General features: G+C 60.8%; 19 protein-coding genes. 17 read left to right on the top strand and 2 right to left on the bottom strand.

Going from position 1 to position 26,959, the window contains the following annotated elements:
- Window positions 1-19 precede the first annotated feature (19 nt).
- Window positions 20-583 carry a PTS sugar transporter subunit IIA gene (locus CSV91_RS05390; RefSeq protein ID WP_040359007.1) on the bottom strand — a complete coding sequence of 188 codons (564 nt, stop codon included), beginning with the start codon at window positions 581-583 and terminating at the stop codon, window positions 20-22.
- A gap of 243 nt (window positions 584-826) precedes the next feature.
- Between CSV91_RS05390 and CSV91_RS05385 the strand changes: the two genes are divergently transcribed.
- The 5 genes from CSV91_RS05385 (at window position 827) to CSV91_RS05365 (ending at window position 8,041) form a co-directional block, all read left to right on the top strand.
- Window positions 827-1,726, top strand: a complete 900-nt coding sequence (locus tag CSV91_RS05385) for an alpha/beta hydrolase (RefSeq protein ID WP_099432086.1) — start codon at window positions 827-829, stop codon at window positions 1,724-1,726.
- 489 nt (window positions 1,727-2,215) lie between these two features.
- Window positions 2,216-4,627, top strand: coding sequence for a ferrous iron transport protein B (gene feoB / locus CSV91_RS05380; protein WP_099432085.1), 2,412 nt, complete (start codon window positions 2,216-2,218; stop codon window positions 4,625-4,627).
- Window positions 4,628-4,747: 120 nt separating this feature from the next.
- Complete coding sequence (locus tag CSV91_RS05375) at window positions 4,748-5,944, top strand: MFS transporter (protein WP_099432084.1); 1,197 nt, start codon at window positions 4,748-4,750, stop codon at window positions 5,942-5,944.
- A 153-nt stretch (window positions 5,945-6,097) separates the two neighbouring features.
- Window positions 6,098-7,474: an alpha-amylase family glycosyl hydrolase gene (locus tag CSV91_RS05370; protein ID WP_099432083.1), complete on the top strand. Its 1,377-nt coding sequence runs from the start codon at window positions 6,098-6,100 to the stop codon at window positions 7,472-7,474.
- Window positions 7,475-7,477: 3 nt separating this feature from the next.
- Entirely contained in the window at window positions 7,478-8,041 is a 564-nt protein-coding gene (locus CSV91_RS05365) for a uracil-DNA glycosylase family protein (protein ID WP_099432082.1), read from the top strand.
- Between the two features lies 1 nt (window position 8,042).
- Here the strand turns inward: CSV91_RS05365 and CSV91_RS05360 are convergent, their stop codons facing one another.
- On the bottom strand, window positions 8,043-8,705 hold the full coding sequence (locus CSV91_RS05360; protein WP_099432081.1) for a hypothetical protein: 663 nt from the start codon (window positions 8,703-8,705) through the stop codon (window positions 8,043-8,045).
- Window positions 8,706-8,798: 93 nt separating this feature from the next.
- Here CSV91_RS05360 and CSV91_RS05355 point away from each other — a divergent pair, with 93 nt between their 5' ends.
- The 12 genes from CSV91_RS05355 to rpsJ all read left to right on the top strand — a co-directional run bounded on the left by CSV91_RS05355 (window position 8,799) and on the right by rpsJ (window position 26,883).
- Complete coding sequence (locus CSV91_RS05355) at window positions 8,799-9,935, top strand: pyridoxal phosphate-dependent aminotransferase (protein WP_099432080.1); 1,137 nt, start codon at window positions 8,799-8,801, stop codon at window positions 9,933-9,935.
- A 503-nt stretch (window positions 9,936-10,438) separates the two neighbouring features.
- Window positions 10,439-10,960 (top strand): 50S ribosomal protein L10, encoded by a 522-nt coding sequence (gene rplJ, locus CSV91_RS05350; protein WP_099432079.1) that lies wholly within the window; start codon window positions 10,439-10,441, stop codon window positions 10,958-10,960.
- A 102-nt stretch (window positions 10,961-11,062) separates the two neighbouring features.
- Window positions 11,063-11,440: a 50S ribosomal protein L7/L12 gene (rplL, locus tag CSV91_RS05345; protein WP_006235005.1), complete on the top strand. Its 378-nt coding sequence runs from the start codon at window positions 11,063-11,065 to the stop codon at window positions 11,438-11,440.
- A gap of 314 nt (window positions 11,441-11,754) precedes the next feature.
- Window positions 11,755-12,663, top strand: coding sequence for a UTP--glucose-1-phosphate uridylyltransferase (locus CSV91_RS05340; protein ID WP_099432078.1), 909 nt, complete (start codon window positions 11,755-11,757; stop codon window positions 12,661-12,663).
- 287 nt (window positions 12,664-12,950) lie between these two features.
- Window positions 12,951-16,442: a DNA-directed RNA polymerase subunit beta gene (rpoB, locus tag CSV91_RS05335; RefSeq protein WP_199411333.1), complete on the top strand. Its 3,492-nt coding sequence runs from the start codon at window positions 12,951-12,953 to the stop codon at window positions 16,440-16,442.
- A gap of 6 nt (window positions 16,443-16,448) precedes the next feature.
- Window positions 16,449-20,927: a DNA-directed RNA polymerase subunit beta' gene (locus CSV91_RS05330; RefSeq protein WP_172622453.1), complete on the top strand. Its 4,479-nt coding sequence runs from the start codon at window positions 16,449-16,451 to the stop codon at window positions 20,925-20,927.
- A gap of 311 nt (window positions 20,928-21,238) precedes the next feature.
- Window positions 21,239-21,757 (top strand): RNA polymerase sigma factor, encoded by a 519-nt coding sequence (locus tag CSV91_RS05320; RefSeq protein WP_099432074.1) that lies wholly within the window; start codon window positions 21,239-21,241, stop codon window positions 21,755-21,757.
- Window positions 21,708-22,784: a DUF4179 domain-containing protein gene (locus CSV91_RS05315; RefSeq protein ID WP_099432073.1), complete on the top strand. Its 1,077-nt coding sequence runs from the start codon at window positions 21,708-21,710 to the stop codon at window positions 22,782-22,784. Before CSV91_RS05320 ends, CSV91_RS05315 begins: the two co-directional genes overlap by 50 nt.
- Before the next feature lie 686 nt (window positions 22,785-23,470).
- Window positions 23,471-23,848: a 30S ribosomal protein S12 gene (gene rpsL / locus CSV91_RS05310; RefSeq protein WP_006235012.1), complete on the top strand. Its 378-nt coding sequence runs from the start codon at window positions 23,471-23,473 to the stop codon at window positions 23,846-23,848.
- Window positions 23,849-23,921: 73 nt separating this feature from the next.
- A complete protein-coding gene (gene rpsG, locus CSV91_RS05305) occupies window positions 23,922-24,395 on the top strand; it encodes a 30S ribosomal protein S7 (protein ID WP_006235013.1) in 474 nt (157 codons plus the stop codon).
- Between the two features lie 19 nt (window positions 24,396-24,414).
- The gene (fusA, locus tag CSV91_RS05300) at window positions 24,415-26,514 is read left to right on the top strand and encodes an elongation factor G (protein ID WP_099432072.1); all 2,100 of its coding nucleotides are present in this window, start codon (window positions 24,415-24,417) and stop codon (window positions 26,512-26,514) included.
- A gap of 60 nt (window positions 26,515-26,574) precedes the next feature.
- The gene (rpsJ, locus tag CSV91_RS05295) at window positions 26,575-26,883 is read left to right on the top strand and encodes a 30S ribosomal protein S10 (protein WP_022094184.1); all 309 of its coding nucleotides are present in this window, start codon (window positions 26,575-26,577) and stop codon (window positions 26,881-26,883) included.
- The last annotated feature ends 76 nt before the right edge of the window (window positions 26,884-26,959 follow it).

Raw genomic sequence — 26,959 nt, 5'->3', positions numbered from 1 at the left:
TGTGTGGCGTGGGGCCTGGCTACTTGGTCTTGGCAACCAGCAGCGGGTCGCCCAGCTTGACGAGCGGGTTGCCGCCGATAAGCGTTCCAGACTCGCCGACATGGTCGATGCTCTTAAGACGATCGAGCTCGGAGACGATGACGGTCACGATGTCCTCGTGACCAGCGGCCTTAATGGCCTCGCGGTCGAAGCTGATGAGCGGCTGGCCTGCCTTGACCACATCGCCCATCTCGACAAAGCGGGCAAAACCCTTGCCGTTCATTTCCACGGTGCCCAGGCCAACATGGATGAACACGCGCAGGCCGTCCTCGGTAATCATGCCGATGGAGTGGTTGGTGACAGTGGTGGCACCGATGCGGCCGTTGGCGGGCGCATAGATGGTGCCGGTAATGGGCTCGATGCCATAGCCCTGGCCAAGCATGCCCGAGGCGATCGTCTCGTCGGGAACCTCGTTCAGGTTGACGAGCACGCCGTTGACGGGGGCATAGATGACGCCTTCGCGGGTAGCGAAGCTTGCTGCGGGCGGAACGGACGCCTCGCCGGTCGAGGTGAAGGTGGACTTAAGCGAATCGAGCAGACCCATAGTTGCCTCCAACTTAAATAGGCGCATATCGCGCGTTTGGTTTGCCGGAAACGTTTCACATGTGTTTCGCGGCTTGGTCAACGCCCCTATTCTACGCTGCTCAACGATACCTCTGAACTGGGATTATGTGATATATCAGTTGAAGGGAAACTTATTGCCGGAGTGTTTCTGCGCCACGGGTTCAAGTGGGGTACGCTTGAAGGCGAAAAACAAGGGCGCATAATTTGCGCGAAGGGAGCACATATGATTGTCGAGAACCATGCGCTGTGGGGCGAGGAGCCGACCGAGGATTATCCGGCGACGTTTACGTATTTGGGCGCCGAGCCGCTGCCCGATAAACCGAATGGCCGCCGCCCCGCGGTGATCATCTGCGGCGGAGGCGGGTTTACGCATATCGCTCCGCACGAGCAGGACCCGGTGGCGTTTGCATTTTTGGATCGCGGCTACCAGGCCTTTGTGCTCAACTATGTCACGAGTTCTACGGGTGACGTGAGCTTTCCGCACCCCCAGGCAGATCTTGCCAAGATGGTCGCCACGGTGCGCGCCAACGCCGACGAGTGGCATGTCGATCCTAAGCGCGTGTGCGTCGTGGGCTTTTCTGCTGGCGGCATGATTTGCGCCTCGCTGGCAACACAGTGGAAGACCGGCCCCTTCGCGGCACTTGCCGGGGCGCGTCCGGACGACATTCGTCCCGATGCCGTGGTGCTGGGCTATCCATTGCTCGACTTTGCCTATGTGCGTGACATGCAGACGCGCGATCCGCGCATTGACTTGCGTGTGCCCAAGACGGGCGGCAAGACGGGGCGCGATTTGCTCAACGACTACCTGTCGATGGTGACGGGCGGCGAGGCAACTGACGAGCATCTGGCCGACATCTGCCCCACCACGCATGTTTCGCGTCAGATGCCACCGACCTTTGTGTGGGGCGTGTCCGACGACAAGACGGCGCCGATCGCGCAGGTCTACCCGTTTGCGCAGCGCATGGCCGAGGAGGGCGTTGCATGCGAGATGCACGTCTTCGACCAGGGTGGTCACGGCCTTTCGCTCGGCAACGCCAACACCGCGGTCGACAACGAGGACAAGCAGGCGGCAGTCCGTCCCTGGATCCGCCTAGCCTTCCGCTTCCTGGAGCGCCATCTGTAAGAGTAAGAGGGCCAGCCCCATCCCGTCCCTCATAACTTGCGGTGAAATAGTTCCAATTAAAGTCACGGGGCTTTAAACAGGAACTATTCCACCGCAACTTCGTTTTGATCTGTTGGAGACGGAGGAAAATGGATCATTTTGTCGAGGGAGCGGGCGGCTGTTTCTGCTCCCGCGGGAAACCACGTCCCGTTTGGGAAATCGTGACCCGTTTTGGGCGCAGATTCCGGGTCGCAGTTTCCCCGAGGGGCTCGATCGGGAAATCGCATCCCAGTCTGAGCGCCGATTCCGGGCTGCAGTTTCCGCTAGATGCCTCAACCGGAAAGCCCGTCCCGTTTAGGTGTTCCGGAGTGGGATTCGGTTTCCGCAACAGGCCCGTCTGGGAAGCAATGGCCCAGAATTCCCCTTGCACCGATCTGTCGATTGAACGTCGTTGTGTGTTCACGCTATCATGTAAGCTTAAAATTGGTTAGCCATGGCAAACGGTTAGCCATGGTGAACATAAATACAACGCCCTGCGGGCGCCGGGGGAGGAGCACGGACGTGAAGCTCGATACACTCGAGATTGGAAAGGACGCCGTTGTCGCATCGGTGGCATCGGACGATCAGGCACTCCGACAGCATATTTTGGACATGGGTCTAACGCCGGGCACCGAAGTCACCATGATGAAGTACGCCCCCATGGGTGACCCGCTCGAGATCCGCCTACGTGGCTACGAGTTGACGCTGCGCAAGGACGATGCCGCTCGCATCGAGCTCGTGGGTATTCACGACACCGATACGGGTCCGCGCGCTAACGCCGCAATCGGCACGACGGAGCATCCGGCCCTGGGCGAGGGGACGTATTCGCCCCGTGCGGCAAAGACGGCCGTGCCCGAGGGCGCGCCGCTGCACTTTGCCCTCGCCGGCAACCAAAACTGCGGCAAGACCACGTTATTCAACCAGCTGACGGGCTCCAACCAGCACGTCGGTAACTTTCCCGGCGTGACGGTCGACCGCAAAGATGGCACCATCCGTAACCATCCCGAGGCGAGCGTTACCGACCTGCCCGGCATTTACTCCCTGTCGCCGTACACAGGCGAAGAGGTCGTGAGCCGTCAGTTCATCCTTGACGAGCGCCCGGACGCCATCATCGACATCATTGACGCCACCAACATCGAGCGTAACCTGTACCTGACACTGCAGCTCATGGAGCTTGACCGTCCTATGGTCATCGCGCTCAACATGATGGACGAGGTGACCGCCAACGGCGGCGCCGTGGACGTCAACCTGCTCGAGAGCCTGTTGGGCGTGCCCGTTGTCCCCATTAGCGCTGCCCGCAACGAGGGCATCGGCGAGTTGGCGGACCACGCCCTGCACGTGGCACGGTTCCGCGAGCGCCCTGGTCGCCTGGACTTTTGTGCGCCCGACGGCCCGGACGGCGGTGCGCTGCATCGCTGCATCCACGGTATTGCTAACCTGATCGAGGACCATGCCGTGACGGCGCACATTCCGGTGCGCTTTGCGGCGACCAAGCTGGTCGAGGGCGATGAGCTGGTAACCGAGGCGCTTCACCTGGATCGCAACGAGCTCGACGCTATCGAGCACATCATTACCCAGATGGAGGGCGAGGCCGGCACCGACCGCCTATCTGCGCTGGCCGATATGCGTTTTAGCTTTATCGGCGACGTGTGCGGGCGTTGCGTCGTCAAGCCGCACGAGAGCCGCGAGCACGTGCGCTCCGTCAAGATTGACCGCATCCTGACAGGTCGTTACACAGCCATTCCGGCGTTTCTGGTGATCATGGGCCTCGTCTTTTGGCTGACGTTTGGCGTGATTGGCGCGGCGTTGCAGGGACTCATGGAGGACGGTATCGCTGCCATCATCGCCTCGGCCGATGCGGGCCTCAAGGCATTCGGAACCAACGACGTGGTGCGCTCACTGGCTGTCGACGGCGTACTTACGGGTGTGGGCAGCGTGCTGACCTTCCTACCGATTATCGTCGTGCTCTTCTTGTTCCTCTCCATTCTGGAAGACTCCGGCTACATGGCACGCGTAGCCTTTGTCATGGATAAGGTGCTGCGTCGCTTTGGCCTGTCGGGCCGCAGCTTCGTGCCCATGCTCGTCGGTTTTGGCTGCACCGTGCCGGCTATCATGTCGACCCGTACGCTCCCATCCGAGCACGACCGCAAGATGACGGTCATGCTCACGCCGTTTATGAGCTGCTCAGCCAAGCTGCCGGTTTACGGCTTGCTGTGCGGGGCTTTTTTCCCGCAGGCGACGGTTCCCGCCATGGTCTCGCTCTATCTGATCGGTATCGTGGTCGGCTGCATCGCGGCTTTGGTGCTCAACCGCACGGCATTTAAGGGCGACCCGGTGCCGTTTATCATGGAGCTCCCCAATTACCGCCTGCCGAGCGTCAAGACGACGGTGATGCTGGCATGGGATAAGGCCAAGGACTTTATTACCAAGGCTTTTACCATTATCTTTGCCGCTACCGTGGTCATCTGGTTCCTTCAGACGTTCGACATTCGCTTTAATGTGGTCGCCGATCAGTCGCAGAGTCTACTTGCCGGTCTGGGTAGCATCATCGCGCCGGTGTTGGCCCCACTCGGCTTTGGCGACTGGCGCGCCTCGACGGCGCTCGTCACCGGACTTATCGCCAAGGAGAGTGTCATCTCGACACTCACGGTGCTTTTGGGTGCAACCTCGCCCGCGGCATTGTCAACCATGTTTTCGCCGTTTACCGCCTACGTGTTCTTGGTCTTTACGCTGCTGTACCCGCCTTGCGTGGCCGCTATCGGCGCTGTCAAGAGCGAGTTGGGCGCGCGCTATGCCGTGGCCGTATTCGCGTTTCAGGTCGCCGTTGCCTGGATCGTGGCGTTTGTCGTGCATTCGGCGGGCATATTGCTGGGGTTGGCTTAGTTATGAATTGACGACGCAACCTCTGTGTATCGAATTGTTTTCGGCCCCGCTTCTGTACTGACGGATGCGGGGCCGTTGCTATATAATCGCCTCCGCTCAAAACGATTGGAGACGTTATATATGACTCAGGCAAGGCAAGACGGCATCACGCTCAGGCAGTGGCTCCCACTCGTCGGGCTCACCTGCTGTGCGTTCGTGTTCAACACGTCGGAGTTTATGCCCATCGGCCTTTTGACTGATATCGCCGCGTCGTTCTCGCTCACCGAGGCCCAGGCGGGCATCATGATCTCGGTCTATGCCTGGGGCGTCATGCTGCTGTCGTTGCCGCTCATGGTGTTCGCTTCGCGTTTCGAGTTTAAGCGGATGCTGCTGGGCGTGCTTGCCGTGTTCTCGCTCGGTCAGTTCCTGTCCGCTGTGGCGCCGACCTATCCCATCCTGGTCTGCGCGCGCCTGGTGGTCGCTTGCGCACATGCCGTGTTCTGGTCAGTCGCCTCGATTATGGCCTCGCGCCTGGTCGACACTCGCCACGGCGCGCTCGCCATCAGCATGATCGCCACGGGCTCGTCCATCGCGCAGATCTTTGGCCTGCCTCTCGGTCGCGCCATTGGCTTGGCCGTGGGCTGGCGCATGACGTTTGCCGTGGTCGGGGGCCTCTCAGCCATCGCGGTCGTCTACCAGGCAGCGGTGTTCCCGGCCATGCCGGCGGGTGAGCGCTTTACCGTCAAACAGCTGCCCGAGCTGCTCAAGAACCCGCTCCTCATCGCGCTCTACGCAGTCACGGTCTTCATGGCGACCGGCTATTACGCAAGCTACAGCTATATCGAGCCCTTCCTGGCGCAGGTCGCGCACGTCGATGCGGGCGCCATCACCATGACGCTGACGGCGTTTGGCTGTTCCGGCTTGGTGGGCAGCTGGCTGTTCAGCCGCCTGTTCGACGGGCACCGTTTTCCGTTCCTTGCTATCACGCTCTCCGGCGTGCCGGTGGCCCTGCTGCTCATGGGGCCGGCCGCATCGTCGCTCGTGACAGTGCTTGCCGTCTGCGCACTGTGGGGTTGCTGCGCCACGGCCTTTAACGTGGCGTTTCAGGCCGAGCTCATCAAGCACACGCCGGCAGATTCGTCGGCCGTCGCCATGTCGATCTTCTCGGGCCTGTTCAACCTCGGTATCGGCACGGGTACCGCGATCGGCGGAGCCGTGGTTTCGGGTCCCGGTATCGCCTGGATCGGCTTTGTGGGCGGGGCGATTGCCGTCGTGGGCGTCATCCTCGCCATCACCGTGCTGTTTCCGGCCATCCGCCGCGCCAAGCCCGTCGCCTAATCACGTCCCCTCATCAGTTGCGGTGGAATAGTTCCTGTTTAAGGCTTCTGAAGGCCCAGACAGGAACTATTCCACCGCAACTTATTTTGGGGGAGAGGATACAAGCTGGGCATACAATGGATGTCGTTGTGTTGAGCTTACCGGGAGGCTGTTATGTGGGCATACGAGACGACGTTCTATCAGATCTATCCGCTGGGCTTTTGCGGGGCTCCGCGCGAAAACGCCGCGCCCGTTGCCGAGGGTGAGCTCGCCCAGGCTGCCAACGCCGCGCCCAACCCCGATGCTCCTATCATGAAGGTCGCCCAATGGGCCGACTACATGCAGGAACTCGGCGTTGGCGCTGTGCTCATCAACCCACCGCTCGAATCTGATAGCCACGGCTACGATACACGCAGCCTGCGCCATATCGACCGTCGCCTGGGTGGGGACGCCGACTTTGCCGCCGTATGCGACACGCTGCATGCCCATGGCATCCGCGTGGTGCTCGATGCCGTCTTCAACCACGTCGGCCGCGGTTTTTGGGCCTTCCGCGATGTGCAGGAGCGCAAGTGGGACTCGCCGTACAAGGACTGGTTCCACATTAGCTTTGACGGCGATTCCTGCTATGGCGATGGCTTTTGGTACGAGGGCTGGGAAGGCCATTTTGAGCTTGTGAAGCTCAACCTGCAAAATCCCGCTGTGGTCGATTACCTGCTCGAGTCCGTGCGCCGCTGGGCCGAGGTCTTTGGCGTCGACGGCCTGCGCCTGGACGTTGCCTATATGCTCGACCGCGACTTTATGCGCCGCCTGCACGCCTTTACCCGTGAGCTCAAGCCCGACTTTGTGCTGATTGGTGAGACGCTCCACGGCGACTACAACCAAATCGTCAACGACGAGATGCTCGACTCCTGCACCAACTACGAGTGCTACAAGGGCCTGTACTCCAGCTTTAACTCGGTCAACATGTTCGAGATCGCCCATTCGCTGCACCGCCAGTTTGGCGGCGATCCGTGGTGCATCTACCGCGGCAAACATCTGCTGTCGTTTGTCGACAACCACGATGTGCCGCGCCTGGCAAGTATCCTCACCGACAAGTCGTGTCTGCGTCCCGCCTACGGCATGCTCTTTGGCATGCCGGGCATCCCGTGCGTCTACTATGGCAGCGAGTGGGGAATTGCCGGCGAAAAGGGTGGCCCCGATGGCGACTGGGCGCTGCGACCTGCGCTCAATGAGCCTGCGCCCAACGAGCTGACGGCGTTCATCACGCAGCTTGCGCACCTTCGCTCGGCCGACGACGCGGCGGCCCGTGCTCTCAACTACGGTGCCTATCGCAATGTGGTGATCCAGAACAAGCAGCTGCTGTTCGAGCGCGCCTGCGACGACGCGACGGTGCTCGTGGCGGTGAACGCCGTGGACGAGCCTTACACCTTTGGCGCCGGCGAGCTCAACGGCTCCTTTGTCGATTTGCTTGCCGACGGCGTGCCCACGGTCGAGCTGGCGGGCTCCCTTGAGCTTGCGCCCTACGAGGTGCGCTATCTGTTGAGGGCCTAGGCCATGGCAGCGTCTGACGAGGGCTATCAACATATTGAGCATGGGTTTGAGCCCGTGTTCGACCAGCACTCGCGCGTTTTGGTGCTCGGATCGTTTCCCTCGGTGCTGTCGCGCGCTAATGCCTTTTATTACGGCAACCCTCAGAATCGCTTTTGGCGTGTGATGGCCACGTGCCTCGGTATGCCTGTGCCGCCCAACGAGGGCGATCCTTTGGCAAGCGGTGAGCCCGCGACGCTCGATGCCTCCATTGCCGCCAAGCGGGCCATGCTGCTGAACGGCGGCGTGGCCCTGTGGGATGTGATCGAGAGCTGCGACATTAAGGGTTCGAGTGACGCCAGCATCAAAAACGTCGTTCCGGCGCATGTCGAGCGCATTACCGGCGCAGCTCCTATCGAGGTCGTTGTCTGTAACGGCGGCACGGCAGGGCGGCTCTACAAGCGCTATCTACAAGAGCGCACCGGGCTGCCGGCCATCGTTCTGCCGTCGACAAGTCCCGCCAATGCGGCATGGCGCCTGGAACGCCTTGTCGAGCGCTGGCGCGAGGCCGTTGACTGGGCTGTAATTTAATTTAGATTTTTGTTTGAGCGTGGGCGCCCAGACGTTTCAGAACGCCTCGCCAGATCGGCGCGGGCACGGCTGGCTCGGCGCAAACCATGCCGTCGGCGTCGACGTTGGCGGCATTGCCGCCGCCAAGTCGCTGTGCATGCTTGACGGAGCAGCCCATGCGCACGGCGCCCACGAGCTTGTCCATGGCCTCAGAAAACGGTCGCCGCAAGAGTCCCATGCGCGGAGAGCGACGAAGCGCCGCAATGCCGCTGCCGGCGCAGATGGCAACGCCGCCACACCACAATTGGCCATGGCGCTCACATGCCTTGTGCAGGCGAACGGCGGTCCCACGCGCCTGCTCAGTGCCCTCTTGTGCGGCTCGAATCGCGACATAGACGCGCGTTCCCGTACCGCCAAAGCGCTCAAGCGCCTGCTCGATGGCTGTCAACGTCTCATCGTCAGCCACATCTTCAATGGCCAGCACGATGCCATCGGCAACGCTGCCGGCGTCATTTGCCTTCAAGTCGACCGGGCGGGGGAGTGCGGTGCCGGAAAGTTGAGCATAGGCGGCGATGGCATCCTGCAGGTCCCAGAGCAAAAACTCAAGATCGGCGCTATTGGGAATGCTGATATACGCAATGGTTTGCAGCGTTTTTGGTACATCGCCGCGCGCGGTCGTCTCCATGCCATCTCCTTTCCGGCTCGTTTCCGTTTAGGTTACACCGTCTGGTGGCGCCCCGCCGCGCTATCCTAGTGCAACCCTTACGAAAGGAACGCCATGCGTCTGTCCATGAATACCTCGCTTGCCACGCTCAAGCCCTCCGGTATCCGCCGGATTAACGCGCTCGCCGCCCAGCATCCGGGGTGCATCGCGCTCGCGCTCGGCGAGCCCGATTTTCCCACGCCCGATGTGATTAGCGCCGAGGTGACCGCCGCACTGGACCGCGGTGACACGCACTATCCGCCCAACAACGGTCGCCCCGCCCTGCGTGATGCACTGTCCAAATATATGGATGACGCGGGCCTGGCGTTTTCCGCCGATGAGGTCATCCTGACCGACGGTGCGACCGAGGCACTGTCGGCAACATTCATGGCTATGCTCAACCCCGGCGACGAGGTCATTATCCCCACGCCGGCCTTTGGCCTGTACGAGAGCATCGTCGTGGCCAACCACGCCAAAGCAGTCTTTTTGGATACGGAGCCCGCGCAATTCCAGATCGATGAGGATGCGCTTCGTGCTTGCGTGACGCCGGCGACCAAGGCCATCGTCATCTGCTCGCCCAACAATCCTACGGGTTGCATCCTCAACACGGCGTCGCTCGACGCCGTGGCGCGCGTGGCGGAGGAGGCGGGCATCTACGTGGTCTGCGACGACGTATACAACCGCCTGGTTTATGTGGATGGCTACGAGCGCTTTGCCCAGCGTCACCCGGAGCTGCGTGAGCAGACGGTCGTCATCGAGAGCTTCTCCAAGCCCTGGGCCATGACCGGCTGGCGTTTGGGCTGGCTCGCGGCAGCAACACCCGTCATCGCCGAGATCGCAAAAGCCCACCAATACCTAGTATCGAGCGCCGTCTCCTTCGAAATGGACGCCGCAGCCCGAGCCCTCACCGTCGACCCAACCCCCATGCTCAAAGTCTACCGAGCCCGCCGCGAGCGCGTACTCGAAGCCTTAAACGCCATGGGCCTCGACGTAGTAGAGCCCGCAGGAGCCTTCTATACTTTCCCGAGCATCAAAAAGTTCGGCCTAACCAGCGAAGACTTCTGCATCAAAGCCATCAAAGAAGCAAACGTAGCCCTAGTCCCGGGAGACTGCTTCGGAACCGAAGGCCACATCCGCCTAAGCTACTGCGTCTCCGACAAAAATCTGGACGAAGGTCTCCGCCGCCTGTCAAACTTCGTTTCAACCTTGTAGTCCTCAGAGACGCAACACATCAGCCCACCGACATAAGGGTATGCGTGGGGCGCGTCGCTCAACGGGCGCGAAGATTCGCAGTAAAGTTACCGTAGCTCTGGCCCGAGGGGACGGGTCGAAATTTTCGTAGATTCCGCACGAGCCGAAGGCCACTTAATGTGGCCTTCGTGCGAGCCCAGGACTTGACCGAGCGAAAATCTCGACCCGTCCCCTCGGGCCGGAGCGTATGCAGGGTTTGTGTACGAATCCTCGCGCCCGTTGACCGACGCCGGGGTCCCCGCCATAATACTTTCGGTTCACGCACGAATCCGCTGCCAGAGACAGCCGGCGCAAACGGGTCTTACCCGCGAGCTTAATGGGACTTCCCGCCAGCCGAGGTGGTCGAGTAGATATGTCTTCTCGCCCCCGTCGCTCATGCAGCGCGGGGGCTTTCTTTTTGGACATGCCCCCGTCACGTCCTTGTGGCGGACCGTGCCCGGAAAGAATTCGAGGAGGTGTAATTCATGCCCCAGCAGTACAAAATCGACAAGGTTGCAGAGATCGAGTCCCGTATCGCCGAGAACGCCGGTCTGTTCGTCGTCAACTACAACGGTCTGACGGTTAAGCAGGCTCAGGAGCTGCGTCATCAGCTTCGCGAGTGCGGCGCCGAGATGAAGGTCTACAAGAACAACCTGGTCAAGATCGCTCTCAAGAACCAGGAGCAGCCCGAGCTCGACGAGATCCTCGCCGGCCCCGTCGCTTATGTGTTCTACGAGTCCGAGCCGGTCGAGGCCGCTAAGGCCCTTAAGGACTTCTCTGCTCAGTCCAAGGGCGTCCTTGAGATCAAGGGCGGTATCTCCGACGGCAAGGCCGTTTCCGCTGATGATGTTAAGGCTATCGCCGAGCTGCCCACCAAGGATCAGCTTCTCGGCCAGATTGCCGGTCTCATCTCCGGTTTCGCTCGCGACATCGCTGTCTGCGTCAACGGCGTTTCCTCTGGTCTCGCTCGTTCGATCCAGCAGGTCTCCGAGCAGAAGGCAGCCTAGTCGCTGTTTTCACCCGCGGCGGCAACGCCGCACCCCTGGCGCATTCGCGCCGTGTTTTAACTGATCTCCGTGCATCCGCACGGAAACCGAAAGGACTTAGAAATGGCTAAGCTTACCACCGATGAGATCATCGATGCTCTTAAGGAAATGACCCTTCTCGAGGCTTCCGAGCTCGTTAAGGCTATCGAGGACACCTTCGGCGTTTCCGCCGCTGCTCCTGCTGCCGTTGTCGCCGCTCCCGCTGCTGGCGCTGCTGAGGCCGAGGAGAAGACCGAGTTTGACGTCGTGCTCGAGGGCTTCGGCGACAACAAGATCCAGGTCATCAAGGCCGTCCGTGAGCTCACCAACCTTGGCCTGAAGGAGGCCAAGGAGGTCGTCGAGGGCGCTCCCAAGGCTGTTCTCGAGGGTGCCAAGAAGGAGGACGCCGAGGCTGCCAAGGAGAAGCTCGAGGCTGCTGGCGCTGCTGTCACCCTCAAGTAATCAGGCTTTCTCGCCAGATTTCTTTACAGACGGGGCTCGCTATGCGAGCCCCGTCTTTTTTGTTTTTGGCTCCTCATTCCCATTGCTCGGCACGCAGAGCATCGTTGTCTTCGCCGTGCCATTCCCGTTACCGCTGGGGCGTAAAATTGCACCATTCGAGCAATAATTTGCGTTGACCTGCTGAAGAATTGCGTTTGCCTTACGGCGACGTATGTCTCCGGCGGTAAGATACTTCGGTATCGCAATTTGGTCTGCGGCCGCCGTGCCGCACGCACAGGGCGCATTCTGCGCCTGCGAAAGGATCCTTGAATAACATGAAGGCAATCATCCCCGCCGCCGGTCTTGGCACGCGTTTTCTGCCTGGCACCAAGTGCACGCCCAAAGAGATGCTGCCGGTGCTCGACAAGCCGGTCATTCAGTATGTCGTCGAGGAGGCGCTCGACCCCGAGGAGGTCGATGACGCCATCATCGTTACCTCTCCCGGTAAGCCCGAGCTGCTGAGCTACTTCCAGCCCGATCGCTCGCTCGAGAATCTGCTGCGCGAGCGCGGTAAGGACGCCTACGCCGACGCCGTCGCCCATGCGGGCGGTATGCCGGTCGACTTCCGTTATCAGTACGAGCCCAAGGGCCTCGGCCATGCTATCCGCTCTGCTGCCGACGCCGTGGCAGGGGAGAACTTCCTGGTTCTTCTGGGCGACTACGTTGTGCCTAATCGCGACATCTGCGACAAGATGCTCGCCGTTTCCAAGGAGCACGGTGGAGCTTCGGTTATCGCCGTCGCTGCTTGCTCGCCCGAGGAAGTCAGCCGCTACGGCGTTATCGCCGGCGAGCGCGTCGGTTCGCTCGAGGGCGCCGAGGACGTTGCCGATGCAGAGCCGGGCGCTGTCTGGCGCATCGGCGGTCTGGTCGAGAAGCCCGCTCCCGAGGCGGCTCCGTCCAACCTGTACATTGTCGGCCGTTATCTGCTGAGCCCGCTGGTCATGGACCTGCTCGCCGATCAGCAGGCCGGCAAGGGCGGCGAGATCCAGCTCACCGACGCCATGGCCCGCTCGCTCGATCGCGAGGCCATGTACGCTGTCGTCATCGACCCGCTCTCGGGCTACGACACCGGCACCCCGTCTGGCTGGATGGCCACCAACGCCCTCATGGCCGCAAGCGATCCTCGCTTTGCCAGCGCCTTCTGGGACGCCATCGACGAGCGCGGCGGCTTGATGCGCAAATAAGCCTTCGGGCATCGACATTTACGGGTGCGGACTTCGGTCTGCACCCGTTTTTTATAAGAGCTGCGATTGCTGGCTCTCTGTTCACAGAAAATATATGAACAGATGTTCGATACACATACATCTACCTGCGTGTTTTCTGCCGAAAAACTTTGCTACTCCAAAAACTCAATCGCGTCAAGGCTTTTCTTGCCCAACGGTCGGTACCTGATAAACTATTAGGTTGCGATAACTGGCGAAGCTATGCCTCGCCAACCCACCGAGCATTTCCGTGAAGGAGGAAAAACCTGGTGACCTACGCATACACTGCCACTGAGCGCAAGCGCGTCAGCTTCGGGAAAATCCCGGAGGCCATGGAGCTCCCCAACCTTATCTCTGTTCAAAGGGAATCCTTTGAGCGTTTTAAGGACGAGGGCCTTCGTGAGGCGTTCAAGGAATCCAGCCCCATCCAGAGTCAGAACCATGTTCTCGAGGTTACCTTCGGCGAGCATCAGTTCGGCGACCCCGCGCACACCGTCGAGGAGTGCCGCGAGAAGGATATGACCTATCAGGCTCCGCTTCTGACCGACGTCCGTCTCACCAACAAGGAGACCGGCGAGATCAAGGAGCAGCTCGTCTTTATGGGCGACTTCCCCATGATGACCGATCAGGGCACCTTCATCATCAACGGTACCGAGCGTATCGTCGTTTCGCAGCTCGTCCGTTCCCCGGGTGTGTACTACAGCTCCGAGATGGATTCGGGCAAGCAGATCTACAAGGCCCAGATCATCCCGTCCCGCGGTGCCTGGCTCGAGTTTGAGGTCGACAAGCGCGATCAGCTCATGGTCTCCATCGACCGTAAGCGTAAGCAGAGCGCCACGATGTTCCTGCGCGCCCTTGGCATCGCCGTCACCAACGACGACATCATCGAGCTGCTCGGCAACTCCGATGTGATCAAGCGCACCCTGGAGCGCGACACCGCCCTCACCCGCGAGGATGCCCTTATCGAGATCTACCGTCGCCTGCGCCCGGGCGAGCCTCCCACCGTGGACGCTTCCCGCAGCCTGCTCGAGGGCCTGCTCTTTAACCCGCAGCGCTACGATCTGGCCCGCGTCGGTCGTTACAAGGTCAACAAGAAGCTCAACCTCACCACCGAGGAAGAGGTCACGGTGCTCACCGACGAGGATATCGTCGCGACGCTGCGCTACCTGCTGTCCCTCGCTGCCGGCGAGCAGGGCTTCAAGGTCGACGACATCGACCACTTTGGCAACCGCCGCATCCGCACCGTCGGCGAGCTCGTCGCCAACCAGTTCCGTATCGGCATGAGCCGTATGGAGCGCGTCGTCCGTGAGCGCATGAGCTCCCAGGACATCGACGAGATTACCCCGCAGTCGCTCATCAACATCCGTCCGATCGTGGCCTCCATCAAGGAGTTCTTCGGTTCCTCGCAGCTCTCGCAGTTCATGGACCAGGCGAACCCCCTGACCGGTCTGACCCACAAGCGCCGTCTGTCCGCACTCGGCCCTGGCGGTCTTGCCGGCCACAAGTCCGGCTCCAGCCGCCGCACCAACGTGCCGACGGCCGTCCGCGACGTTCACAACTCGCACTACAGCCGCATGTGCCCGATCGAGACCCCCGAAGGCCCCAACATCGGCCTGATCGGCTCGCTCGCTCTCTACGCCCGCGTCAACGAGTACGGCTTCATCGAGGCTCCGTTCCGTCGCGTCGAGAACGGCGTTGCCACCGACCAGATCGACTGGATGACCGCTGACGAGGAAGAGAAGCACGTCATCGCGCCGGCCAACACGCCGCTCGATCCCAAGACCAACGAGTTCATCACGACCGATGCCGAGGGCAAGCTTGTCCGCCCGCACACCGTGATCGCCCGTACCCGCGACTTCGACGGCTCCTTCGGCGCTCCCGCCGACGTGCCTGTCGAGGACGTCGACTACATGGACGTCTCGCCGCGTCAGATGCTCTCCGTCGCAGCCACGCTGATCCCGTTCCTCGAGCACGACGACGCCAAGCGTACGCTGATGGGCGCTAACATGCAGCGCCAGGCCGTGCCGCTGGTTCACCCTGCCGCTCCCTATGTCGGTACCGGCATGGAGCGTCGCGCCGCTCTGGACTCCGGCGAGGTCACCCTGGCCAAGAACGCCGGCGAGGTCATCTTTGCCGACGCTGCCAAGATCATCGTCAAGCATGCCGGCGGCATGGACGAGTATCACCTGGCCAAGTACCAGCGCTCCAACCAGTCCACCTGCATCAACCACCGTCCGCTCGTGCGCGTCGGTGACACCGTTGAGCAGGGCGAGCCCCTGGCTGACGGTCCTTCGACCGATCATGGCGAGCTCGCACTGGGTCAGAACCTCACCGTGGCATACATGCCGTGGGAAGGCTTCAACTACGAGGACGGTATCGTCGTGTCCGAGCGTCTGGTGGCCGAGGACCTGCTGACGACCATCAACATCACCCGTCACGAGATCGATGCCCGCGACACCAAGCTCGGCCCCGAGGAGATCACCCGCGAGATCCCGAACCTCTCTGAGGATATGCTTGCCAACCTCGACGAGGACGGCATTATCCGCATCGGCGCCGAGGTCGGCCCTGGCGACATCCTGGTCGGCAAGGTCACGCCTAAGGGCGAGAGCGCTCTGACCGCCGAGGAGCGCCTGCTGCGCGCCATCTTCGGTGCCAAGGCCCACGACGTCCGCGACACCTCCCTTAAGATGCCTCACGGCGCTTACGGTCGCGTCATCGACGTCGTCCGCTTTAGCCGCGAGAACGGCGACGATCTGGCCCCCGGCGTCAACGAGCAGGTGCGCGTCTACGTCGCCCAGCGTCGTAAGATCCAGCAGGGCGATAAGATCGCCGGCCGCCACGGCAACAAGGGTGTTATCTGTAACGTTCTGCCGGTCGAGGACATGCCCTACATGGCTGACGGTACCCCGATCGACGTTATCCTCAACCCGCTGGGCGTTCCCTCGCGTATGAACGTCGGCCAGCTGCTCGAGTGCCACCTTGGCTGGGCCGCTGCCTGCGGTTGGGATACCGAGAAGGCCGACTCCGACAAGTACGTCCCCGGTCCGTTCTTCACCGCGACGCCCGTCTTCGACGGCGCCAAGGAGGACGAGATCGCCGAGGTCATTCGTCGTGCCAACAAGAACATGCTCAACAAGGCCACCGCTGCCTTTGGCGATCACATGCGTCCCGAGTTCGTCACCCAGCTTGACGAGCGCGGCAAGACCCGCCTGTTCGACGGCCGCACCGGCGAGGAGTTCCGCGAGCCCATTACCGTGGGTACGTCCTACATCCTCAAGCTCGGCCACATGGTCGACGACAAGATCCACGCCCGTTCGACCGGCCCTTACAGCTTGGTTACCCAGCAGCCTCTGGGCGGCAAGGCCCAGTTCGGCGGCCAGCGCTTCGGCGAGATGGAAGTTTGGGCACTGTACGCATACGGTGCTTCCAACGTCCTGCAGGAGATTCTGACCGTCAAGTCCGACGATACCGTGGGCCGCGTCAAGACCTACGAGTCCATCGTCAAGGGCGAGAACGTTCCTGTTCCGGGTATCCCCGAGTCCTTCAAGGTTCTCGTCAAGGAGATCCGTTCCCTCGCGCTGGACATCGAGCCCATGCACGATGCTGACGAGGACGCCTCCGCCCCTGTGACCGCCGAGGAGACCTCTGCTCTCGACGACCTGGCTGCGCTCGCCGGCGTTGACGCCGACGTCGAGGCCGAGGATGCCGAGACCGTCGAGGCACCCGAGGCTGTCGCCGCCACGACCACTGATAAGGAGTAGTTGACTGTGGCAGATTTCGAAGCTACTGATTTTGACTCGGTAAAGATCTCCCTTGCCTCCGCCGACCAGATCCGTTCCTGGTCGCACGGTGAGGTCAAGAAGCCGGAGACCATCAATTACCGTACCCTCAAGCCCGAGAAGGACGGCCTGTTCTGCGAGAAGATCTTCGGTCCCGCCAAGGACTGGGAGTGCTCCTGCGGCAAGTACAAGGGCATCCGCTTTAAGGGTATCGTCTGCGAGCGCTGCGGCGTCGAGGTTACCTCGGCCAAGGTGCGTCGCGACCGCATGGGCCATATCGAGCTCGCCGCTCCCGTGTCCCACATCTGGTACTTCAAGAGCCCCACGAGCTTCCCGATGAGCCGTATGCTCGACATCAAGTCCAAGGACCTCGAGAAGGTTCTGTACTTTGCCAGCTACATCATCACCGAGGTTGACTATGAGGCCCGCGAGGCCGACGCCGACGACCTGCGCGAGGAGCTCGCCGCCGATCTGGAAGAGATCGATGCCGAGTGCGCCCGTCAGATCGAGTCCCTCAAGGAGCAGGGCGACCCCGAGAACTTTGACGAGTTCTCCGACGAGGAGCCGCTGACCCCCGAGGAGATCGCCTCTGGCATCGTCGACATCGAGGAAGAGTGCAAGGACGAGAAGCAGCTCCGCACGGACGCCTTCAACGCCTTCATGAAGCTCACCGAGCGCGACCTCATCTCCGATGAGCCGCTGTTCCGTGAGATGACCCGTTACTACTCCATGTACTTCAAGGGTGGTATGGGTGCCGAGGCTGTCCGCGACCTGCTCGCTGCTATCGACCTCCCCTCCGAGGCCGAGAAGCTCAAGGCCATCATCGCCGACGAGGATTCCCAGAAGCAGAAGCGCGAGAAGGCCGTCAAGCGCCTCGAGGTCGTTGACGCCTTCCTGAAGGGCGGCAACAGCCCCGCAAACATGATCCTGGACGTCATCCCGGTCATTCCGCCCGATCTGCGCCCGATGGTCCAGCTCGATGGCGGCCGCTTCGCCGCGTCCGACCTCAACGACCTGTATCGTCGCGTGATCAACCGTAACAACCGACTCAAGCGCCTGCTCGACCTGGACGCCCCTGCGATTATCGTGAACAACGAGAAGCGCATGCTCCAGGAGTCCGTGGACGCCCTGTTCGACAACGGCCGTCGTGGTCGCCCGGTCTCTGGCCGTGGCGGTCGCCCGCTCAAGTCGCTCGCCGAGGCCCTCAAGGGCAAGCAGGGTCGTTTCCGTCAGAACCTGCTGGGTAAGCGTGTCGACTACTCCGGCCGTTCGGTTATCGTTACCGACCCCAAGCTGCTGCTGCACCAGTGCGGTCTGCCCAAGACCATGGCGCTGGAGCTCTTCAAGCCCTTCGTTATGAAGCGCCTGGTCGAGCTCGGCAAGGTCGAGAACATCAAGGGCGCCAAGCGCGCTATCGACCGCGGTGCCACCTTTGTGTGGGATATCCTCGAAGAGGTCATCGACGGCCGCGTCGTGCTGCTCAACCGTGCACCGACCCTGCACCGTCTGTCCATCCAGGCCTTTGAGCCGGTGCTGGTCGAGGGCAAGGCTATCCACCTGCACCCGCTGGTCTGCTCGCCCTTCAACGCCGACTTCGACGGCGACCAGATGTCTGTCCACGTGCCGCTGTCCAGCCAGGCTCAGGCCGAGGCCCGCGTGCTCATGCTCTCTGCGAACAACCTGCGCTCGCCGGCATCCGGCAAGCCGGTCAACATCCCTTCGCAGGACATGATCATCGGTGTGTACTACCTGACCCAGGTCCGCGAGGGTCTGCCGGGCGAGAACCACGTGTTCTCGAGCTTCGACGACGCGCTGCACGCCTATGACTGCCGCTCCGAGGTCGACATGCAGGCCAAGATCCAGGTCCGCGTGTCCGCTGCCGATGCCAACGTCATCAATGAGGACGGCACCCGTATCTTCCGCGTCAAGAACGGCAAGAACGAGTTTGTCGACTACGATGTCACCGGCAATAAGACCGCGCGCTTCGAGACCTCTATCGGCCGCATCATCTTCAACCGCCAGTGCCTGCCCGAAGACTACGAGTTCATGAACTACAAGATGGTCAAGGGCGATGTGGCCAAGCTGGTTGCGGACTGCTGTGATCGTTACCCCGAGGCCAAGGTCGGCCCGATCCTCGACGCCATCAAGTACTCCGGCTTCCACTACGCTACCCGCGCCGGCCTCACCATCTCGGTGTGGGACGCTCTCATCCCTGCCGAGAAGCAGGAGCTGCTCGACCGCGCCCAGGCCAACGTCGACCAGATCAACGAGTACTTCGAGGAGGGCTTCATCAACGAGACAGAGCGCCACATCGAAGTCGTTAACGAGTGGACCGCTTGTACCGACAAGGTCGCAGCGCTCATGCTCGACATGTTCGACGAGGAGAACCCGCTGTACATGATGGCCGACTCCGGCGCCCGTGGTTCTAAGACCCAGCTGCGTCAGCTCGGCGGCATGCGTGGCCTGATGGCAGACATGTCCGGCGAGACGATCGACCTTCCCATTAAGGCGAACTTCCGCGAGGGCCTGCTGCCGCTCGAGTACTTCATTTCGACCTACGGCGCCCGTAAGGGCCTGGTCGATACCGCATCCCACACCTCGGACTCTGGTTACCTGACCCGTCGTCTGGTCGACGTGGCCCAGGACGTCATCGTCCGCGAGGAGGACTGCGGCACGCACGAGGGCGTCACCTACAACCTCATCATCCCCGGCACCACCGACCTCAACACCGACCTCGTCGGCCGTTGCTTCATCGAGGACGTCGTGGCTCCCGATGGCACCGTGCTCTTTGAGCAGGACGGCTACATCGAGAAGGTTGCCGACATTCAGAAGATGGTCGATGCCGGCCTTAAGAAGGTCAAGCTCCGCGCGCTGCTCACTTGCCGCTCCAAGTACGGCGTGTGCCAGAAGTGCTACGGCTGGGATCTTTCCACCCGTCGTCCGGTCGCCATCGGTACCGCGGTCGGCATTATTGCCGCCCAGTCCATCGGCGAGCCCGGTACGCAGCTTACGATGCGTACCATTCACTCCGGCGGCGTCGCTGGCGTCGACGATATTACGCAGGGTCTGCCTACGGTCAGCCGTATGTTCGATATCGTCGGCAACGTCAACGAGAAGATTCTGGGTCGCGAGGCCGAGCTGGCTCCGTACTCCGGCCACCTCTCGATTAAGCCCGAGAAGTCCGAGTACGTGCTGACGCTCACCGACTCCGAGGACCACACCCGTGTCCTCGACGAGCGTCGCGTCCCCGCTTCGGTTCGCTTTATGCCCGAGATCGAGGACGGCTGCGAGGTTCGCGCCGGCGACCAGATCACCAAGGGCTTCGTCAACTTCCGCAACCTGCGCAAGCTGACTGACATCGAGTCGACGATGCACACCTTCGTCGAGAGCGTCAAGGACGTCTACACCAGCCAGGGCGTCGACCTGAACGACAAGCACATCGAGGTGCTCGCACGCCAGATGCTGCGTCGCGTTCAGATCACCAACCCCGGCGACTCCAAGTACCTGCTTGGTCAGTACGTCGACCGCTACGAGTTCGCCGACGAGGTCGAGCGCGTTGCCCGTCTGGGCGGTCAGGCTCCCGTGGCCGAGCCCGTTATCCTGGGTACGCTCAAGGTCGCGTCCAACATCGACTCCTGGCTGTCGAGCGCTTCGTTCATCCGCACTGCCGGCGTCCTTACCGAGGCTGCTATCGAGGGCAAGGTCGACCACCTGCTCGACCTTAAGTCCAACGTCATCGTCGGTAAGAAGATCCCGGCTGGTACTGGCCTCAAGCCGTACGCCAACGCCAAGCTGACGTATCGCACGGCCGACGGCTATGTCGACATCGACGGTCCGGCTTCGCCCAACGCCAAGTCACTGCCCGAGTGGGCTCCTGTGGAGCTCAAGGACCTGGACGAGCAGCTCCCGCAGCAGCTCGACTGGGCCGGCTACGACGAGTTCGGCGGTGCTGACGGTTCGTTCACCCGCAACGGCCACACCATCTCCGCCGAGAAGGCTCGCCTGTACCTGTTCGACGACCTGGGCGTGTCGCAGCGCTGGACCAACAAGTTCAGCGAGGTCGGCATCGAGACGGTCGGCGACCTGGTCGGCAAGTCCGAGGAAGATCTGCTGCGCATCGATGGCATCGGTGCCAAGGCGATCGAGGAGCTCCGTGACGGCCTCGAGGCCCACGACCTGCTCTACATCCTCGAGAACAACGACGACGTTGCCGACGAGGAAGACCTCTCGCAGCTGCTGCAGATGGTCTTTAGCCCCGACGGTCCGGACGACATCCTGCTGGGCACCTCTGCCACGCCGACGCATCACGCCGACGCCGACGAGGAGCTCCTGGGCGCCCCGATCGACGACAAGAAGGCTCCCGCCAACGGTGCCATCAACGAGGACATGGCTTCCCTCGACGAGCTGCTCAACCAGCTCGTGGACACCGACGATGCCGAAGAGGCCAAGGACAACGACGAGGAGTAACTAGTTCCGCCGTTCTAACGAACGGCGGCAATCTCCGTCGCTGCGCGGCCCCCAGAGCTACAATCTGTCATTCAAAAGGCAGGGCATGACCAAAAGGTCAATGCCCTGCCTTTTTCATGCCACCTTGTACGCTCTGGGGGCCGCTCGCTTGCGTATGCTCAACCTGTTGCGTTCCGTTGATCCCTTGCCAAAATGGGACGGATTAATTTTTGGTAGGTTTTTCCTGCTTGAATTTGAAACATTCTGTTCGGTCAAAGCGTATCTATGGTGAGGGCCTCATCGAGAACCATTAATGTCACCGGGAGGTGATTATGGAAGAACAAGCATTTAGACAGGCGGTCGAAGATCACCGGGATGTCGTGTTTCGAATCGCATTGACGTACCTGCGCGATCGCGCTGACGCCGACGATGTCGCTCAAGACGTCTTCCTGAAGTTACTCAAAGGCGATGGAAACTTTGAAAGTTGGGAGCATCTTCGCCGCTGGCTTATCCGGGTCACGATCAATGAATGCAAATCGCTCTTTCGAAAGCCATGGAGGCGCGTGGAGGATATTGAGAACCTGGCCGATTCGCTTTCGACGGCGCAGGAGGAGACCAAGGCGGTCCTGTCAGACGTCATGCGGCTTCCGGAACGATTCCGTATCCCCATCGTGCTCTATTACTATCTGGGCTTCTCGACTTCAGAGATTGCCGAGTTATTGCATGTGCCAGCCGCGACCGTTCGAACGCGTTTAGCCCGCGGTAGATCGAAACTCAAGTTCATCCTAGAGGAGGGCGACCGTGAAATCCAACCAAATCAAGCAGGCCTTCGAGTCCGTCCAAGCCGATAGCGATCTTGCTGACCGTGTTCTTTATGCCGCTGCTGGTGAGCCGCTTCGCCGAAAGGGTCACGCGAAGCCTCTGTATGTTGCCGTAATCGGATGTCTTGCCGGAGTGCTGGCGACCGGAGGGGTCGCCTACGCTGTTGTCAATTCCAGTTATTTTGCCTCTGCCTGGGGAAACCATGGCAACGGAGAGTCCGTTACCTGGACAAATGGCGGCTCGTCGGGGACGAAATATACCTACACCAGAGAGTTTGGTGATGGTATCGCGCCCCAAAGCCTGGAGGGTGCAGTCCAGAAGGTCAATTTGTCCGTCGAGGGCAACGGCTATACGCTCGACATTCATGAGATGACAATCGACGAGAACGGTTGCGGTGCTGTGACGTTTACATTGTCCAATCCGAATGGCGTTAACTACTACAAGCCGGCGGCAGAGCTTGGCGAACTTGTTCTCTATGGTGAAGAAGAAGGGGGCGTCAGTACACCCAGCATGAACTTCGGCGAGGAATGGGCTGATACACGCTGCACCATTGATAAAGACACATCAAGCGACACGGTCATTAACGGCACGATGTACTTTGCATCTTGGAATCGCGATCGAGATTTACGACATGCGGTCACCTGGAATATCAGTTGGACGGAGGGCAAAGGTGAGGATGCGAAGGTGATCGAGGTATCGACGCCAGAGTTTAACGTCGGAGCGCACGTCGATACAAAAGAACTCCGCTCCGATGACTTGCCTCTCGAGATCAGTCCGTTTTCCATCCAGACGCACATCGATGATCTGGGCTATGAAGCAGTTGATCATAAACTGACCGTCACCTACAAGGATGGGTCAGAGCAGATTATCGAAGATGACGACGCAGGGGCGTACAATTTCTATGTTTCGATGGGACGCAATAGCGGAGAGAACATTTGGGTGCCAACGAAGTTGATTGATGTCGACCAAGTGGTTTCAGTAACGCTCGAAGGCACACGCTGCACTTCAACAGGGGGCGCCGAAACGTCGGAACCCTTTACCATCGTCTATTCGTAAGATTTGGGGCCGCTTTCTACTAGGGGAAGCGGCCTTCTTTGCGGTAAATGGGCGGTTAGACCGCACGATATTCGCCTGCATTCCTGAAGTATGCGGCAAAATCTTGATGGGTCGACCACACCGTATATGCTCAAGCGCTCTACCTGCGGGTTTATTATCGCAAAACCCCGGTGCGCTCGGCGGGTCCAGAATTTGCCGCATACTTCCGAAAGCGCCGCCGATTTCCATGCGACAGGTGAGAGCAGATCACCGTTGGAGCGCGACGTTTCCCCAGATAAAACTGACCAAAATAAACCTGTCCCTTTTTGGCAGGTAACGTTGCCCCGACGAGCACGTCGGATTCCCGGGCCGGGCGGCACAGGGGTTAAGTTTGTCGCGAGTTCCGCACGAGCCGGAGGCCACTTAATGTGGCCTCCGTGCGAGCCAGGACTGTAGAGCAGCAAACTTAACCCCTGCGCCGCCCGGCCCGGGAATCCGCCCCCCCCCGCGCACAGGAGGGGATTCCTTTTGTGTAGGCTTTGCGGAAATGTGCCAATTTTGGGATACGCCCGGCGGCGTGGTCTGTTGACGGCACAGCTAACGCCACGTATCCTATCGAACTGCGTGTTTCGTAGGGGGATGCTGACCCCTCGATTCAAGCCGTTGCACTTTACAGAAAGCTGGAATCATTCGAGAAGGAGTACGCTTTGCCTACTATTAACCAGCTGGTTCGCCAGGGCCGTCGTTCCGTGCCCAAGAAGTCCAAGAACGCTGCTCTGCAGCACAACTCCCAGAAGCGCGGCGTGTGCACCCGCGTCTTCACCACGAGCCCCAAGAAGCCGAACTCGGCTCTTCGTAAGGTTGCCCGTGTTCGCCTCGTCAACGGCATCGAAGTTACTGCTTACATCCCGGGTGAGGGCCACAACCTGCAGGAGCACTCCATCGTGCTCGTCCGCGGCGGTCGTGTCCGTGACCTCCCTGGTGTCCGTTATCACGTCATCCGTGGCGCCTACGACGCTGCTCCGGTCCAGAACCGTATGCAGGCCCGTTCTAAGTACGGTGCTAAGCGCCCCAAGGCTAAATAAGCCAGATAACGTTTTGATACTTTCGCCGTGTGCCGCCTAAGCGCCGCACGGTAGACACTTAAGGAGATTTCACATGCCGCGTCGTGCAGCAGCTAATCGTCGTGAGGTTCAGCCTGACGCCGTTTACAACAACCGCCTGGTGACTCAGCTCATCAACAAGGTCCTTCTTGACGGCAAGAAGGCCACCGCTGAGCGCATCGTTTACACCGCTTTCGAGATCGTTGCCGAGAAGTCCGAGGGTGGCGACGCTCTCGCTACCTTCAAGAAGGCTATGGACAACGTCAAGCCCACGCTCGAGGTTAAGCCCAAGCGTGTCGGTGGCGCTACCTATCAGGTCCCGATGGAGGTCAACTCCCGTCGTTCCACCGCTCTGGGCATCCGCTGGATCGTCAACTTCTCCCGCGCTCGCAAGGAGAAGACCATGGCCGAGCGTCTCGCTAACGAGATCCTCGACGCCTCCAACGGTCTTGGCGCTTCCGTCAAGAAGCGTGAGGACGTCTTCAAGATGGCCGAGGCCAACCGCGCGTTCTCTCACTATCGTTGGTAAGTTAAGGTAAGGAACTAACATGGCTAAGCCTAAGTACAAGCTTTCCGATACCCGTAACATCGGCATCATGGCTCACATCGATGCCGGTAAGACCACCACGACCGAGCGTATTCTTTACTACACCGGTAAGACCCACAAGATCGGTGAGGTCCATGAGGGCGCTGCCACCATGGACTGGATGGTTCAGGAGCAGGAGCGCGGCGTAACCATTACCTCCGCTGCTACCACGTGCTTCTGGAAGAAGGACGGTACCGACTACCGCATCCAGATCATCGACACCCCGGGCCACGTTGACTTCACCGCCGAGGTCGAGCGCTGCCTGCGCGTCCTCGATGGCGCTGTCGCCGTCTTCGACGCCGTTGCCGGCGTTCAGCCCCAGTCTGAGACCGTTTGGCGTCAGGCTTCTACCTTCAACGTCCCCCGCATCGCCTTCATCAACAAGTATGACCGCGTGGGCGCTGACTTCTTCAACGCTATCGAGACCATGAAGGATCGTCTCGACGCTAACGCCGTGGCCGCCCAGGTCCCGATGGGCGCCGAGGACAACTTCTGGGGCGTCATCGACCTGGTCACCATGACTGCATGGGACTTCAAGGCCGACGAGAAGGGCATGACCTACCCCGAGCCGATGGACGAGATCCCGGCTGAGTTCGCCGACATCGCTGCCACCAAGCGCGAGGAGCTCCTCGACGCTGCTGCCAGCTTTGACGACGAGCTCATGGAGAAGATCCTCATGGAGGAGGACTTCACCGTCGAGGAGCTCAAGGCTGCTCTGCGCAAGGGCGTTCTTGCCAACGAGCTCAACCTCGTCTTCGTGGGCTCCGCCTACAAGAACAAGGGCGTTCAGGAGCTGCTCGACGCTGTCGTCGACTACCTGCCCAGCCCGCTCGACGTCGAGGCCGTCACCGGTACCGATCCGGACACCGGCGAGGAGATCCAGCGTCATCCTTCCTTCGACGAGCCCTTCTCCGGCCTGGTCTTCAAGATCATGACCGACCCGTTCGTCGGTAAGCTTACCTACGTCCGCGTTTACTCCGGTCGTGCCGAGTCCGGCTCCTACGTGGTCAACGCTTCCAACGGTCAGCGCGAGCGCCTCGGCCGCATCCTCGAAATGAACGCCGCCGAGCGTATCGACCGCGACGACGCTGCCGCCGGCGACATCGTCGCTTGCGTCGGCTTCAAGAACTCCACCACCGGTGACACCCTGTGCACCGAGGGCAAGGAGATCGTCCTCGAGAAGATCGAGTTCGCTAACCCCGTTATCGACGTTGCCATCGAGCCCAAGACCAAGGCCGAGCAGGACAAGATGTCTCTGGCTCTGACCAAGCTCGCCGAGGAGGACCCGACCTTCAAGGTGTCCACCAACCACGAGACCGGCCAGACCATCATCGCCGGCATGGGCGAGCTGCACCTCGAGATCATCGTTGACCGTCTGCTCCGTGAGTTCAAGGTTGACGCTAACGTTGGTAAGCCCCAGGTTGCCTACCGCGAGACCGCTGGTCACGACGTCGAGAAGGCTGAGGGCAAGTTCGTCCGTCAGTCCGGTGGTCGCGGTCAGTACGGCCACGCCGTCATCAAGCTCGAGAAGATGGAGGAGGGCTTCGGCTACGAGTTCGTCAACGCTATCGTCGGCGGCGTCGTGCCCAAGGAGTACATCCCGTCCATCGACAAGGGCATCCAGGAGGCCCTGAACACCGGTGTTATCGCCGGCTTCCCGGTCCTCGACGTTAAGGTCACCCTGTTCGACGGTTCTTACCACGAGGTCGACTCCTCCGAGGCCGCCTTCAAGATCGCCGGTTCCATGGCTATCAAGGACGCCCTCAAGAAGTCCGATCCGCAGTTGCTCGAGCCGATCATGGCTGTCGAGGTCGAGACCCCCGAGCAGTACATGGGCGACGTTATGGGCAACCTCTCCGGTCGCCGCGGCAAGATCGAGGGCATGGAGGATCGCAAGAACAGCAAGCTCATCCGTGCCAAGGTGCCGCTGGGCGAGATGTTCGGTTACGCTACCGACCTTCGCTCCCAGACCCAGGGCCGTGCATCCTACACGATGCAGTTCGACTCTTATGAGCCCGCGCCCAAGTCCATCGTGGACGAGGTCATGAGCAAGAACGCCTAAGTTCGAGCTCCCTGTTACGTAATCCGCGAGAACATCTCTCGCACTCTTTGGAGGTTTAAGTTGGCTACCCAGAAGATCCGCATTCGCCTCAAGGGCTATGATCACGAGGTCGTCGATCAGTCCGCGAAGCTCATCGTCGAGACCGCTCAGAAGACCGGTGCTCGCGTTTCCGGTCCTGTCCCCCTGCCCACCGAGCGCAACCTGTACACGGTTATCCGCTCGCCGCACGTGAACAAGGACTCCCGTGAGCAGTTCGAGATGCGCACCCACAAGCGCCTCATCGACATCCTCGACCCCACCTCGGGCACCGTTGATTCGCTTATGCGTCTCGACCTCCCCGCTGGCGTCGACATCGACATCAAGCTCTAAGCGATAGCGCTCATAGCTTACAGAGCCCCGCTGCCGTTACGGTAGCGGGGCTCTTTTGTTTTGAATGATGGTTTGG

This window comes from Collinsella aerofaciens, assembly GCF_002736145.1.
In the GTDB taxonomy this organism is placed as follows: domain Bacteria; phylum Actinomycetota; class Coriobacteriia; order Coriobacteriales; family Coriobacteriaceae; genus Collinsella; species Collinsella aerofaciens_A.
This window is presented reverse-complemented; position numbering and strand designations above follow the sequence as displayed.

Excerpts from the sequence above, each read along its gene's own strand:
- CSV91_RS05370 (WP_099432083.1), top strand. The coding sequence starts at position 6,098 with ATGTGGGCATACGAGACGACGTTCTATCAGATCTATCCGCTGGGCTTT.
- CSV91_RS05390 (WP_040359007.1), bottom strand. The coding sequence starts at position 583 with ATGGGTCTGCTCGATTCGCTTAAGTCCACCTTCACCTCGACCGGCGAG.
- CSV91_RS05340 (WP_099432078.1), top strand. The coding sequence starts at position 11,755 with ATGAAGGCAATCATCCCCGCCGCCGGTCTTGGCACGCGTTTTCTGCCT.
- fusA (WP_099432072.1), top strand. The coding sequence starts at position 24,415 with ATGGCTAAGCCTAAGTACAAGCTTTCCGATACCCGTAACATCGGCATC.
- CSV91_RS05320 (WP_099432074.1), top strand. The coding sequence starts at position 21,239 with ATGGAAGAACAAGCATTTAGACAGGCGGTCGAAGATCACCGGGATGTC.
- CSV91_RS05365 (WP_099432082.1), top strand. The coding sequence starts at position 7,478 with ATGGCAGCGTCTGACGAGGGCTATCAACATATTGAGCATGGGTTTGAG.
- CSV91_RS05385 (WP_099432086.1), top strand. The coding sequence starts at position 827 with ATGATTGTCGAGAACCATGCGCTGTGGGGCGAGGAGCCGACCGAGGAT.
- CSV91_RS05360 (WP_099432081.1), bottom strand. The coding sequence starts at position 8,705 with ATGGAGACGACCGCGCGCGGCGATGTACCAAAAACGCTGCAAACCATT.
- feoB (WP_099432085.1), top strand. The coding sequence starts at position 2,216 with ATGGTGAACATAAATACAACGCCCTGCGGGCGCCGGGGGAGGAGCACG.
- rpsG (WP_006235013.1), top strand. The coding sequence starts at position 23,922 with ATGCCGCGTCGTGCAGCAGCTAATCGTCGTGAGGTTCAGCCTGACGCC.
- rplL (WP_006235005.1), top strand. The coding sequence starts at position 11,063 with ATGGCTAAGCTTACCACCGATGAGATCATCGATGCTCTTAAGGAAATG.
- CSV91_RS05355 (WP_099432080.1), top strand. The coding sequence starts at position 8,799 with ATGCGTCTGTCCATGAATACCTCGCTTGCCACGCTCAAGCCCTCCGGT.
- CSV91_RS05375 (WP_099432084.1), top strand. The coding sequence starts at position 4,748 with ATGACTCAGGCAAGGCAAGACGGCATCACGCTCAGGCAGTGGCTCCCA.
- rplJ (WP_099432079.1), top strand. The coding sequence starts at position 10,439 with ATGCCCCAGCAGTACAAAATCGACAAGGTTGCAGAGATCGAGTCCCGT.